Origin of the sequence: uncultured Desulfovibrio sp. (genome assembly GCF_944324935.1) — a bacterium.
GTDB lineage: Bacteria > Desulfobacterota > Desulfovibrionia > Desulfovibrionales > Desulfovibrionaceae > Desulfovibrio.
The window spans coordinates 22,778-34,675 of sequence record NZ_CALUYG010000029.1 but is presented as its reverse complement, the minus strand read 5'-3'; the positions used below and the strand labels follow the sequence as shown (position 1 = coordinate 34,675).

Genomic DNA, 11,898 nt, shown 5'->3' with positions numbered 1-11,898 from the left:
CTGCTGAGCGCCTGCGGCTTCACGGGCGCGTCCGATACGGACACGCCGCCCGCCGCGCAGGTCTCCGCGCCGGGCGATACGGTGGCCGTTGCGGGCGGCGCCAATCTGTTCAACCCGTGGATGCGGGAAAAACTGCCCAATACGCGCGAACTGAGCGAAGCCGGTCAGGCCATGCTGCCCCAGATGGGCGGCAGCGCCCAGCGCATCGAAAAGGAAGCCGCCTACCGTGCCCACTGGCGTGAGGAGATCTATCCCGTGGTCTTCGGCGACAAGAAGGCGCCGCACGAGCTCATGGTGCTGCTGGATTTCGCCAGTCCGGCCAGCGCGTCCCTCTGGGACAGGGTGGTTGAGGCCTCGCGCTCGCTCGATCCGGCGCGGACCAAGATCGTGGTCTTTGCCAACAGCCGCGAGAATTACGGCACGGATCTCATGGGGCTGGCCATCTGGATCTCCTATGAGCGCAAGGGACAGGCGATGGGCTACCTGACCTATGCCCTCGACCGCTGGAACGAAGTGAAGGCCGGCCAGAAGAAGACGCGCGGCAAGGCCATCCCCTTCACCAACGAGTATGACGCCACGGTGCAGTCCACGGACTTCCCCATCCACTATGCCTATCTGCAAAAGCTGAATCCGCCCGTTCCCGCCAGCCGGGAAATGGACGTCACGAGCTACTGCTATGACGCCGGCAGCGTGAACATGTATCAGGCCGTGCAGCTCACCCGTTATTACCATCTTTCCGGCCTGCCCGCCCTTATTGCCGACGGCCGGGTCCTTTCCGCGTCTTCCTCGCCTGCCGACATCGTCGCCGCGCTGCGCTAGCAAGATGCCTGCCGTCCGTCGGTCCTGCATCTGACGGGAAAAAGCCGGGGAAACAGCCTGCCGCCCTGCCGGACAGGGTTCGTGTTTTCCCGGCTTTTTTACAGGTTTGTATTGTTATGAAAAAGATAGCTGTTATTGGTACGAGCAATTCCATCATCAAGGAAGGCTACGGACAGTTTTTGCTCGAATTGCTGCCTGGACAGGTGGATATATTTGGACTGGGGGCTTGTTCATCAATTAATGCTGTTTTTTTGCTTCTTTTGCGTGAAATAATTGATAAATACGAATTTGTGCTCTTTGATTTTTGTATTAATGACTACAGTTATTGGCGGCAAAAGCGGCTGAGCAAGCACCTGATTCTTGCGTATTGGGCATTTATTTTCGAACGATTGAGAAAATCCGGGACTGTCCCCATATTTCTTCTGTTGACCGTGAGTTCTGGCAACAGGAAGATGGTCGATTTTTATGTGAATATGGCACGGCTTTTTGACGTGGCCTATATAGACGTATCCCGGCGTTTTTCGGGCATACAGCGCGAAGAGCTTTTCCGCGATCATGCCCACTACTCACGGGAATTCCAGCAGAAGATCGCCGACGCCATCCTTGAGTCCATCGCCGGGCCGTCACGCACACTACGCAACTTCCCCTTCGGTGAAGACATACGATGTTATTTGTCGAATGCGAAGTTGTGCGACAATCAAAAAAGAATCAAGACATCGTTAGTCGAAATGGAATGCTATGCCATAGATACGCAGAAACAGAAACATATCGTTTTCCCCCAAGATGCCGGGTATATTTCCGGTATCCTGTTCTGGAGTGACGGCCCTGAGGGCGGCGTGTATGATCTTCTGGATATACACAATGAAACGAACAGGGTACAGGAGGATCTCAATCTGGAGTTTCGCGGCTTCTTTGTCCGGGAACTTGCCGCCAGCCTGCCGGAAGGCCTAAAGGCTCCTGTCATCTCTTTTCAGCAAGCCGTGACTTCCCATGTGGATTCCATCCCGCCCAAAAGGAATCCTCTCTTTTATGTGAATTCGTTTTTATTTTGCACTGTCCCGCCAGTGGCCTGGGGAAAGGCGTTCTACCAGCGCCACAAGGCCGTCCTGAAAGAAAGTTTCCGCCAGCGCGTGCAGCATGGCGTCTTTCTCCTGCGGATGCTGGCGCACAAGGCCGCCGGCACAGGCATCCGCATACGGCATGCGCGCCAGAAAAGCACAGCATGTAAAGAGTGCTAGCGGGCTCGCCTTGTCAGCCTGCTTTTCAGGCTGAAGCTGATGCCCAACGGCATGCCGCCAGGTTGCGATGAACAGCCGATGGACGGCCCGCACTGGCAAGCGGTAGAAGGATCGCCCCGGCGTGCAGCGGAAAAAGTCTGCGCGCCGGGGCTGCTTTTTCAGACGGACATGCTTCTGCTGCGGCGTCTGCCGGGCGGGTTGTGCCGCCGCATTGCAGCTTGTCTTCTTCACAGGCAAAACGCGCTAACGGTATTCCCGTCCCGACCAGAGCACGCGGCCGATGACGCGGAACTGCTCCGCGCAGTCGCCCCGCAGGTCGAGCGTCACCGGCGCATAGGCCGGATTGACGCTGCGCAGGATGATCTTGCCGGGCAGCATGTCGATGCGCTTGATGTAGATGGCGTCCTCGAAGCCGACGGCATACAGGCGGCCGGGCGTGATCTCCGTCTGGCCCTGATCGAGCAGCACAAGGTCGTTGTCGAAGATCTCCGGCACCATGCTGTCTCCGGAAACGCGCATGAGCACCATGCGGCGGGGATTGCCCTTGCGCCGGAGGAAGTCGCCGCGAAAGGCGTGCCCTCCTTCCGTACCGCCGTTGACCTCAAGGCTGCCCGTCCCGGCGGAGAGGCGTGCCTCCACCAGCGGGATGGTGATCATGTCCGCCCCTGTTTCTCCGTCCGCACTACCTGTCCCGTCCGTCAGATGTGGCGGCAGGAACATGGGCCCCTGACCGAAGAACAGCCAGTGCGCATTGCAGCCGGTCTTTTCGGCGCAGAGCTGCACCCAGGCCGGCGGCACTTCGCCCCGGCGGCGGGCCCCGCTCACCGATTGCGGGCTGATGCTCAGGGCGCGGGCCAGCTCGGCATCCGAGCGGGAGTCCAGGGCCTTCATAAGACGGGCAAGGGTATCGGTACAGGCGGTAGCATCGCTCATGGCATACCTCGACAATAACAAGTTCAGGTTGATTTTGATATGATTTATTTTGATATAATGTATGTAAAATATTTATTTGTCAACATGCCCGGCAGGATGCGATGGCGGTCCGCCCGGCCATGCGGGGAGGGCGCGCGGGCGGGCAGACGCTGCGGCGCTGTCCGACCGGCAAGCCGTGGTTGACGCCGCGCAGGGCAGGGCCTAGGGTGGAGTACGACCGCCCGGCATCCCGCATCCGGCGGGCGGTCCTGGCCGGATGCGTCATCTGCCGGCAGGCATGCAGACCTGCCGAGGAGGCCCCTATGAGTACCTGTCCCCAGTGCGACGGCATCGGTCGCGTCACCTGCGGCGCCTGCTGGAACCACCAGCTGCGCATCGTCTGTCCCGACTGCCTTGGTTCCGGTGTGGTGAAAACCGCTGCCGGAGAGCAGACCTGTCCCCGCTGCCAGGGCAAGAAGACCATCCTGCCGGGCAGCTGCGCCCGCTGCGGCAACAACGTGCCCTGTCCCGTGTGTCATGGCACGGGCACGGTCTAGGTCCGGCCCGGGCTGACGGACCGCCGCCGTGTACGGCGGCGTGCGGCATCCCCGGCGTCCGCTGCGTCATGGCGTGCGGCGGACGCCGGCGATGCCCGGACGGGAGATCGTCGCCGTGATGTCGTCGTTTCGTCACACGGACAGGCGGGACGACGCTTGCCATGCCGTCTGGCGGGGGCTATCTTCCCCGCAACGAGATCGCAGGAAAAAAGGAGAAAAGGTCATGCCGAAAGAGGCGGCCCTGATATTGGCGGCAGGCAAGGGGACGCGCATGCATTCCCGCAAGCCCAAGGTCTTGCAGACCCTGCTTGGGGAATCCATGCTCCGTCATGTGCGGGAGGCCTTGCGCCCCGTCTTCGGAGAAAATGTCTGGATAGTCGTGGGACACGGCAGCGATATGGTACGTGCGGCCTTTCCCGAGGAGCGTTTCGTGCTCCAGGAGCAGCAGCTCGGCACGGGGCATGCCCTGCAAACGGCCATGCCGGATCTGGAAGCCGCCGGCGTGGAGCGCCTGCTCGTGGTCAACGGGGACACGCCGCTGATCACCGCCGAACTGGTGCGCCACTTCCGGGAAGGCGCCGCCGGAGCGGATGTGGCCTTTGCCACCATCGTGCTGGACGAGCCCGGCGCGTATGGGCGGGTCGTGCGTAATGACGACGGCAGCGTCCGTGCCATCGTGGAGGCCAAGGACTACTGTCTGGAGACCTTCGGCGCGGCCACGGGCGAAGTCAACGCGGGCATGTATTCCCTGAAGCGGGAACAGGTCGCCCGGCTGCTGCCGCGTCTGACCAATGCCAACAAGAGCGGGGAATATTACATCACGGATCTGGTGAGCCTGGCCGTTGCCGAAAGCATGACGGTCATGGGCGTGCAGTGCGGCAGCGACACCAGCCTGCTGGGCATCAATTCGCCGCTGGAACTGAGCCGCTGCGAGGAGATCTTGCGCCGGCGCGTCAATACGGCCCTGCTGGCCTCCGGGGTCATGCTTCATGCGCCGGAGAGCGTGCGCATCAGCCCGCTGGCCGTCGTGGAGCCGGGGGTGGAGATCACTGGTCCGTGCGAGATCTACGGAAGATCCGTCATCCGGGGCGGCGCGAGCATCGCCTCACATTGCGTCATCCGCGAGAGCGAGGTGGCGGCCGGGGCGGATATCCGTTCCTTCTGCCATCTGGAACGCGCGGAAGTGGGGCCGGACACGCAGGTGGGGCCGTATGCCCGGCTGCGGCCCGGGGCCGTGCTGGAGGCGGAGTCGCATGTGGGCAATTTCGTGGAGCTGAAAAAGGCGCGTCTCGGCAGGGGGGCCAAGGCCAACCACCTGACCTATCTGGGGGATGCGGACATCGGCGCGGGCAGCAATATCGGCGCGGGAACCATCACCTGCAACTACGACGGCAAGAACAAGTTCCAGACCCGCATCGGCGAGCGGGCCTTCATCGGCAGCAATACGGCGCTGGTGGCGCCGGTGCGCGTGGGCGCGGATACGCTCATCGGCGCGGGCTCGGTGATCACCAGGGACGTCCCGGACGGGGAGATGGGCATTGCCCGCGGCCGGCAAAAAAACCTTCCCCGTCGCGGCTGACTGGGATATGGCGTGGCCGTCGCGCGGGGAGGTTCCCCCCCGCGCGGACGGCTGCCGCTCAGCCCAGCGTGGGGCCGCGGCCGGTGAGGAGCTGGAAATTGCGCCCGGCTTTCTGGGCACTGCCGAGCAGGCTTTGCGAAAGGCCAAGGTAATCGGTGGTGGCCTGCTGCTGATGATATTGGGCCTGAAGGGCCGAGCTTTCCGCGCTGTTGCGTGAGCTCCAGGCGGCAAGTTCATTGTTGTGGGCGGCCCTGAGCCCCTGTTCCCGCTGGGAAAAGGCGTCAATCTCCCCCTTTTCGGCGGTATCCAGATTGACGTCCAGCGCGCTGCCCGCGTCGATCTGCGTGCCGGACGCCCCGGAGGCCGCCCGCTGCTGCCCGATGATGCGGGCGGCCTCCTGCCGTTTCTGTACGGCGGCCTCATACCCTTCCCGACGGTTCTGTCGGGCGGCTTCCTCCTGCTGCTGGGCGTTCTGCTCCGCTATCTGCGCCTGCCGGCTGGCGAGCTTTGCCTGATATTCCTGCTGCTGCCGGGCGCTTTCGGCCTGACGTACCGCCCCGTAAGCCCCGGCGGCGGTCCCGGCCAGCGCCACGGCGGCGCTGATCACGGCGGCGGTGGTGCTGGCGACGGCCATCAGCGTACCTCCTTGTGCCAGATGCTCTCGGTGTGTTGTGCGCCCAGGCGGCGATAGAGCGCATCGCAGGGACGAGAGGCGGGCGAACTGTACTGGATGAGCCCCACGCCCCGTTCCGCCAGCGCCGTTTCCGCCTGCCGCAGAAGACGCAGCACGGCAAGACCGCCGCGCAGACCGGGCGCAAGATACAGCCCGTCCAGCGCCGCCAGCCGCACGCCGGGACGATGCGGGCAGGGGCAGAGGCTGAAGGCGGCGTAACCGGCCAGGCGGCCGTCCTGCCGCAGCGTGCTTATGTGCAGCATGTCCAGCGCCTCCCAGCGGGCGTACTGCTCCGCGTCGAGAGGGGCGGTCTCCGGGCCGTGCAACGCGGCCTCCACCTCATCCCAATGGGCGCGGGTCAGCGGCAAGGCCTCTTCCCGTACCTGTGCGAATGTTTCCGTTTGGATGGCAACCATGCGGTCTCCTTGTGTTGTCGTTGGAGGTGTGTCTTTCTTTTTTGCGGGGAGGGAAACCTTTTGTGGCAGATTGTCAAACGAAATCCGGGGATCAGTAATTCCTCAATCCCTCCCGCACATAGGCGGTAAGAAAAGCCGTCGGCTTTCCCGCGTTCTTATCTTTTGAGGTACGCCAAAGGTGCTTTTGCCCCATGACAGCTCCTCGTTGTTGAGGTGTTTGTTCACAAAACAACTGTCATGGGGCGTTCTTTTTTTGGCAAGCCCTCTGTTAACTTTCAATTGACAATCTGCCCCTGTATCAGACTTCCCCAAAATCCACATCCAGTACCACGGCGGCCAGATGGAAGGGCAGGGGGCGGTCCTGCACCAGCCAGAGGCTCGTACGGGCTTCCTGCGTGCCGCCGGGCAGGCAGTCCACATCGCCGGTGTAGGGTTCGCAGGCGCTGCCCCAGACTTCGGGCAGCACCGGCAGATCGTAGAGCTCCTCCCGGCTTGGTCCGTACTTGCCGCCCACGCTGCGGTGCATGCGCAGGGTGCAGCGTCCGTAGGCTCGCCGCTTGCCGAGGGTCGAACCGTACTGCCCGTCGCTTTCCAGCGGCAGCAGGCCCAGCACGGAGGGGCAGGGCAGGCCCACCTGAACGGTCCGTGCGGCATAGGGGAGTTCGATGCCGCCTTTTTTCACCACGCAGCCTTCCACGGGACTGCCGTCCGCCAGCACCGAGACCGTACGTCCTTCCAGATGATCCAGACCGGACAGCTCCCGTGCCGGGGCGGAAAGGGAGAGCGTCTTGCCGCAATCCACGAAGAACGCCTGCTGGACGGCGTCGCCGTCGCCCCACTGGGGGGCCAGCACTTCCAGGAAATAGCGCTGCGTACCGTTGACGTCGCGCCGCGTCACCAGCCAGAGATCGTCGCCGTTCTCGCCGGAGAGGCTGCATACCGAGCGGACGACCCCGTCCGTAGGATGCCGGCTCCAGCCCCAGATGTCGTGCTCCTTCATATAGGTGAAACCCAGCAGCAGGCCGTCGTCCCGCACGATCCAGACCACGGAGCCCGGCGTCTGCTGGTAGGCCCATTGTCGCAGGGTATGTCCTTCAAAGAGGTGCGGCGCGAGGATGGAGAGGTCGTTGCCGGCATAGCCGTCCTTTTCAAGAGAGTAGAAGAGATCCCGCACATGGGCGCCGTGCCGCTGCACATGGAGGATGGAGTTGCCGATGATGATGGGCGCAAGGCCGGCGCTCCCCCAGGAGGATTGCACCGTGATGCTGATGCTTGAGGGGGTGAGCGGCCCGCCGTCGCCGCTGGCGGCCTTGTATTCGCTGCCGGACGTGCCGATGAGCAGATCGCCGAAGCTGGCCGCCCAGGCGATGGCGTCGATGGAGCCGGAGGCGATGAGGTATTCCAGCGGGTCGTCATCCTGGAGCGGACGCGACTTGCGGAAGTTTTCAAAGTCGCCGCTGCGGGAGAGGTAGAAGGCCTGCGGCTGTTTGCGCGTGCCGGCCAGCACCATACGTTGCTGATGGAAGGCGACGACCCCGGGATGATTGTCCCCGGCGAAGGGGTCCCAGTCTTCTCGCGGCGTGTCGGACGTGTCGGCCTCGTAATTGTTGTCGATGAAGCTCGTGTCCTGCGCGATGCCGATAAAGCCGTAGTATCCCGCCTCCTCCCGGTAGATGTTGTATTCCACCGCGCCGGAGACCGCCCGCCAGCTGAGCGTGGCGCAGTTGCCCTGCACCCAGTCCGACGGGTGGCGGGCATTGGCGCACTCGCCCGTGGCGGAGGCCAGCGAGACGTTGCCGGAAGAATCCACGGCCGCCACCCGGTAACGCAGGGTGAAGCTGCCTCCCTCGCCGGAGAAGGTGACGGAGGGGCGTGCCGGTGCGGCCAGCGAGGTATTGAGGGCCACCTTTTCCAGCGTCCAGACATAGCCATGACAGCGGATGCCGCTCATGCCCGCCGGCAGGCTGTCGCGCCGGATGAGCTTGTGCAGGGGGTGGGCATTGTGGGCCAGATAGACCGTATCGCCCACCTGGGCGCTGGAAAGGTGCAGCAGCTCTTCGCCGGTATAGGGCGTCGAGAGCACGGCATTGCCGGCGGAAGCATCGAAACCGTTGCTGCCGGCCACGCGCAGCGTACCATTGCCGAAAACCAGTACGAAGTTCTGCCCCGCCTCGGCGCTGAAGCTGAAGGGCAGCAGGACGCTGTCGCCGTCAAGCGCGGCCACGAAGCGCATGCCGGGCCGGCGTCGGACGTCCCCGTGCAGGCCGGGAAGCATGTTCTCCATGCAGGCCACGGAATTGCGGTAGCGGGCCAGGTCATACCGCGCGGAGAGGATGGGGGAGATCTCGCCGCCAGTAAAGTTCTGTATGGCAACGCGCATGGCTCAGCTCCTGCCTGTTCCCGCCGCCGACCGCAGCTCCGGCGGCTGCTGCCGTCCCTGCCGCTCGCTCTCGTAGCTCAGCCGGCAATGCCGGACGATGAGGCCGCCGCGTGTTTCCGTATCCCAGAAAAAGAGCCCGTCGATGCACCGGCAGGGCCATGAGCCCCGGCCCGCCACATGCCGTCGCCAGGCCCGGCTGGACAGGGTCTCGTCCGGCCAGCCGCCGCAGACGGCATTGATGAGCTGGTCCAGAGCCACCAGCAGATGTTTTGCGTATGTCTTCATCATGCGGCGCTCACCCCGTCAAAGTTGATGTCGATGGCCCGCACGGCTTCCACGTTCTGCGCGCTCTCGATGGCCGTGCGCAGTTCCCATTTGCGGGCATAGAGCGCCTGCCCGTGGGCGATGACCTCCAGCCGCATGGCCCGGAGCTGTTCCAGCGTCACGGTATGGAAGCTGTTGTCCGCCGCGCAGAAGGTCGTTTCGGGCGTGCCGCTGGCCTCCATGCTGGTGATGAGACCTGCAATGTCCCGGTTACTGCGTTCCGTGGCGTCGATGACGAAGCCGGCGGAGGACAGGACGCGTCCCCCGGCCTCGGCGTCGGCAAAGGCGGCATCGAGCCGGGCAAGCGCGGCGGTGCGGGCTTCCGCCAGCGTCGGTCCGGCGGGCGGGCTGAACGTGATGCGGCCATCGGGGCCGACGGATGTATTCAACGGGCTGACCAGATGTTCGAGACCGGCCATGCCCGCCTCGGCGATCTCCGTCGCCGTGAGTTCGTGCGCTCCCAGCGCGAGCAGGGCCCCGGCGTCGGCCTCGTTGTCGACATTGCGGATGCTGCCGTCGTGGACAAGTATGTGCATGCGTTCTTCTCCTATTGATAAGCGCGAAGGGTCATGGCGCCCTGCAGGTTGGTCAGGCCGATGACGACCGTCGCCGCCGTGGGGATGGTGATGAAGGTATTGGTGCTGGAGTTCTCCATCCCGCAGCCGATAAAGAAATATCTGGCGTAGACAGTGCTTGCCGAGGTCCCGGCGACGGCTCCCGAGAGGACCTTCAGGAAAACATAGGAGTAATCCCCGGTGGTATTGGTGTTGGAAGCCAGGATATAGAGCGGCTTGCCCACGGTCAGGCCGCTGAGGGTCCAGTTGCCGATCGTTGAGCGCGATCCCTTCAGGGCCACGCTCCCGGCGGAGGCGACAGCCTGATTTGCCCTGGTCAGGGCGTTGTTCGCCGTGGTCGTTGCCGTGCTGGCCGCCGTCGCCGCGGCAACGGCCTTGTCATATGCCGTCTTGACCGCCGTGTCCGAGGCGGCCAGTTTGCCGGTGGCGCTGTTCACGGCATTGCTGAGCCGCACCAGGCCGTTTTGGGCGGCATCGGCATTGCGGATGCCTACCGTTCCCTGTGCGTCGATGGTAAAGGGCGGCGGGAAGCAGGCCTTGCCGGGCAGACTGTCCGTGGCCAGCGGGACCGTGTCCGAAGCGATCTGTGCCCACTCCTTCGCCGATCTGCTGCCCGGGTCGTCGGGATCGGGCGGCGTGGGCGATTCGGCCCAGGCCCGGGCCAGCCGTGCGGCCTCCTCGGCATCCGTGGCGTGTGCCGCGGCCGTGGCGGCCTCCGCCTCGGCCCGGCCGGCCTGTTCCGTCGCCGAGACGGCTTCCGTTTCGGCCTTCCGGGCGGCGTCCACGGCCGTTTTTTCAGCCTCCAGCAGGCGTTCGGCCAGCTCCAGCGGACTCTTGTCGCTGGTGGGCGGCAGGATGACCGAACGGGAGAGCTGCTCCCGCAACTGCTGCCGCTCCGCCGTGGCCATGTCCAGCCCGTCTTCCATGACGGCCGGGTCAAAGCGGGTGGCGCTCACAAGGTCGATCTCCTGCGTGAAGGGCATGTCGCGGGTGATGGCCAGCAGCCAGCCTTCAGGCAATGGAGAGCCCTCATGCAGATAGCTGACAGTGCCGCCATCCTCATCAAGGCTGGCCGTCCAGCCTTCGGCGACAGAGCTCGTGCCGTCCGGCCGGGTAAGGGTGACGCAGAGCTGGGATGTCTCCCAGACCTTGAAGGAAAAGGGGAATAGCGTCGCCGTACCGTTGCCTTCATAACGGGCACGGCTGACGCTGGAGGGCATGGTCATAGGGACTGCTCCTTGGTATCCCGGGGGGATCGTCTGTTCATGGCGAGGTCCTTCGTGCGCGGCAGGTTCCGACAGGCGGGCTGCGGGAGGTTTTTCCGAGGGGGGAAGGGGGACCCCGCGCCTCGCGCGGGCGGGGTCCCCCTTCCCCCCTCGGACTCCCCCCAACCCCTCCCCCGCGCGCTTTACAGAGAGGATGATGCGGTGTCGCGGCATGGCGGCCTTCCCTTGCCGCTGCCAGCCGTGAAAGGAAAAGACGGGCCGCCATTCGGTCGCGCTCCGCTGTCGATGCCTGTAAGGCTCCTGCGTCGCCTGACAGGCACGGCCTTTCAGGCCGCCATCCGGTCGCGCTTTGCTGTTCTGCCTTCCTTTTCATGGAACGAAGGCCGCCGGTGAGGTCGGGCCTGCGCGTCACGATGCTGTTTCATTTTTTGGGTAAAAGCGCGCTGGGGAAAGGATGGGGGGCTTGGGGGGAAGGGAAATCCCCTCCCGCGCCGGCGGAGGGGTTTCCCTTCCCCCCAGTACTCCGACTAGCGGGCGTCCAGCCAGCTGTCCCGCAGGGGCGGTTCCTGTCCTTCGCTTATGGCGGCCTGCCGGGCCTGGGGCAGGCTGGCCGCGTAGAGTTGTTCCAGCTCGTTGATTTTGCTGGTGTTGTTTTTGAGCAGCGAGACGGCGACCTGTGCCGCCAGCTTGCGCGAGAGCATATAGGCGAAGAGGTCGTCGAAGAGCTGGCAGTTGCGGACATCCTCCGTGTAGAGGAGCAGGGCGCGGGCCGCATCGGTGAGCAGCATGGGGCGTTCGCTTTCGGTGTGCCGGGCCAGGGCGAAGGGGCGCTTGTGGCGTCCCTCGTGGCGGACTTCATGCGCCTTGAGGCAGTTTTCCGGCAGGGCATAGGCGTGGCGGAATTCCAGCTCGTAGCCGTCCGGCAGGGGCAGGCGGGCCAGCCAGCCGCGCCGCTGGGCGAAGGGCCAGGGGAAATCCCGCAGCACCTGCCGCCGGGCGCTGTCCCAGTAGAGGCGGCACTGGATGGCCTCCGGGGTGTTTTCCCGTTCCGAGGCCACGCTTCGCGTGCCCAGAAAGCCGAGGGCGCGGTTCCAGATGGCCATTTGACTGAGGGTGTTCATACGTCGTCTCGCAGTGAGGGAAGGGGGCGGGGAAGGGCCGGACGGCGCTGTGCCGTCGCCTCACGTTTTGCCTTTTTC

At 64.3% G+C, this 11,898-nt stretch carries 12 protein-coding genes; 4 read left to right on the top strand and 8 right to left on the bottom strand.

Annotated elements, in window-relative coordinates; all coding sequences use genetic code 11:
* Both Q0J54_RS08150 and Q0J54_RS08145 read left to right on the top strand, forming a co-directional pair.
* On the top strand, nucleotides 1-819 hold the full coding sequence (locus tag Q0J54_RS08150) for a hypothetical protein (protein ID WP_296304972.1): 819 nt from the start codon (nucleotides 1-3) through the stop codon (nucleotides 817-819).
* A gap of 116 nt (nucleotides 820-935) precedes the next feature.
* Nucleotides 936-2,057 (top strand): SGNH/GDSL hydrolase family protein, encoded by a 1,122-nt coding sequence (locus Q0J54_RS08145; protein WP_296304971.1) that lies wholly within the window; start codon nucleotides 936-938, stop codon nucleotides 2,055-2,057.
* A 243-nt stretch (nucleotides 2,058-2,300) separates the two neighbouring features.
* Here the strand turns inward: Q0J54_RS08145 and Q0J54_RS08140 are convergent, their stop codons facing one another.
* Nucleotides 2,301-2,990, bottom strand: a complete 690-nt coding sequence (locus Q0J54_RS08140; protein ID WP_296304970.1) for a helix-turn-helix transcriptional regulator — start codon at nucleotides 2,988-2,990, stop codon at nucleotides 2,301-2,303.
* 302 nt (nucleotides 2,991-3,292) lie between these two features.
* On the opposite strand from Q0J54_RS08140, the gene Q0J54_RS08135 reads away from it, so the two are divergent.
* Both Q0J54_RS08135 and glmU read left to right on the top strand, forming a co-directional pair.
* Complete coding sequence (locus Q0J54_RS08135) at nucleotides 3,293-3,526, top strand: molecular chaperone DnaJ (RefSeq protein WP_296304969.1); 234 nt, start codon at nucleotides 3,293-3,295, stop codon at nucleotides 3,524-3,526.
* Between the two features lie 223 nt (nucleotides 3,527-3,749).
* Nucleotides 3,750-5,105: a bifunctional UDP-N-acetylglucosamine diphosphorylase/glucosamine-1-phosphate N-acetyltransferase GlmU gene (gene glmU, locus Q0J54_RS08130; RefSeq protein ID WP_296304968.1), complete on the top strand. Its 1,356-nt coding sequence runs from the start codon at nucleotides 3,750-3,752 to the stop codon at nucleotides 5,103-5,105.
* Nucleotides 5,106-5,163: 58 nt separating this feature from the next.
* Here the strand turns inward: glmU and Q0J54_RS08125 are convergent, their stop codons facing one another.
* The 7 genes from Q0J54_RS08125 to Q0J54_RS08095 form a co-directional block, all read right to left on the bottom strand.
* The gene (locus tag Q0J54_RS08125) at nucleotides 5,164-5,739 is read right to left on the bottom strand and encodes a hypothetical protein (RefSeq protein ID WP_296304967.1); all 576 of its coding nucleotides are present in this window, start codon (nucleotides 5,737-5,739) and stop codon (nucleotides 5,164-5,166) included.
* A complete protein-coding gene (locus Q0J54_RS08120) occupies nucleotides 5,739-6,194 on the bottom strand; it encodes a GNAT family N-acetyltransferase (RefSeq protein WP_296304966.1) in 456 nt (151 codons plus the stop codon). Before Q0J54_RS08120 ends, Q0J54_RS08125 begins: the two co-directional genes overlap by 1 nt.
* 298 nt (nucleotides 6,195-6,492) lie before the next feature.
* Nucleotides 6,493-8,574 (bottom strand): hypothetical protein, encoded by a 2,082-nt coding sequence (locus Q0J54_RS08115; RefSeq protein WP_296304965.1) that lies wholly within the window; start codon nucleotides 8,572-8,574, stop codon nucleotides 6,493-6,495.
* A gap of 3 nt (nucleotides 8,575-8,577) precedes the next feature.
* Nucleotides 8,578-8,862 carry a pseudouridine synthase gene (locus Q0J54_RS08110; protein ID WP_296304964.1) on the bottom strand — a complete coding sequence of 95 codons (285 nt, stop codon included), beginning with the start codon at nucleotides 8,860-8,862 and terminating at the stop codon, nucleotides 8,578-8,580.
* Complete coding sequence (locus Q0J54_RS08105; protein WP_296304963.1) at nucleotides 8,859-9,434, bottom strand: DUF4376 domain-containing protein; 576 nt, start codon at nucleotides 9,432-9,434, stop codon at nucleotides 8,859-8,861. Before Q0J54_RS08105 ends, Q0J54_RS08110 begins: the two co-directional genes overlap by 4 nt.
* Nucleotides 9,435-9,445: 11 nt before the next feature.
* Nucleotides 9,446-10,699, bottom strand: a complete 1,254-nt coding sequence (locus Q0J54_RS08100) for a tail fiber protein (RefSeq protein WP_296304962.1) — start codon at nucleotides 10,697-10,699, stop codon at nucleotides 9,446-9,448.
* A 527-nt stretch (nucleotides 10,700-11,226) separates the two neighbouring features.
* Nucleotides 11,227-11,820: a hypothetical protein gene (locus tag Q0J54_RS08095; RefSeq protein ID WP_296304961.1), complete on the bottom strand. Its 594-nt coding sequence runs from the start codon at nucleotides 11,818-11,820 to the stop codon at nucleotides 11,227-11,229.
* Between the last annotated feature and the right edge of the window lie 78 nt (nucleotides 11,821-11,898).

Coding starts and splice junctions, on each gene's coding strand:
- Q0J54_RS08120 (WP_296304966.1), bottom strand. CDS start 6,194: ATGGTTGCCATCCAAACGGAAACATTCGCACAGGTACGGGAAGAGGCC.
- Q0J54_RS08135 (WP_296304969.1), top strand. CDS start 3,293: ATGAGTACCTGTCCCCAGTGCGACGGCATCGGTCGCGTCACCTGCGGC.
- Q0J54_RS08115 (WP_296304965.1), bottom strand. CDS start 8,574: ATGCGCGTTGCCATACAGAACTTTACTGGCGGCGAGATCTCCCCCATC.
- Q0J54_RS08100 (WP_296304962.1), bottom strand. CDS start 10,699: ATGACCATGCCCTCCAGCGTCAGCCGTGCCCGTTATGAAGGCAACGGT.
- Q0J54_RS08110 (WP_296304964.1), bottom strand. CDS start 8,862: ATGATGAAGACATACGCAAAACATCTGCTGGTGGCTCTGGACCAGCTC.
- Q0J54_RS08095 (WP_296304961.1), bottom strand. CDS start 11,820: ATGAACACCCTCAGTCAAATGGCCATCTGGAACCGCGCCCTCGGCTTT.
- Q0J54_RS08125 (WP_296304967.1), bottom strand. CDS start 5,739: ATGGCCGTCGCCAGCACCACCGCCGCCGTGATCAGCGCCGCCGTGGCG.
- Q0J54_RS08105 (WP_296304963.1), bottom strand. CDS start 9,434: ATGCACATACTTGTCCACGACGGCAGCATCCGCAATGTCGACAACGAG.
- Q0J54_RS08145 (WP_296304971.1), top strand. CDS start 936: ATGAAAAAGATAGCTGTTATTGGTACGAGCAATTCCATCATCAAGGAA.
- Q0J54_RS08140 (WP_296304970.1), bottom strand. CDS start 2,990: ATGAGCGATGCTACCGCCTGTACCGATACCCTTGCCCGTCTTATGAAG.
- glmU (WP_296304968.1), top strand. CDS start 3,750: ATGCCGAAAGAGGCGGCCCTGATATTGGCGGCAGGCAAGGGGACGCGC.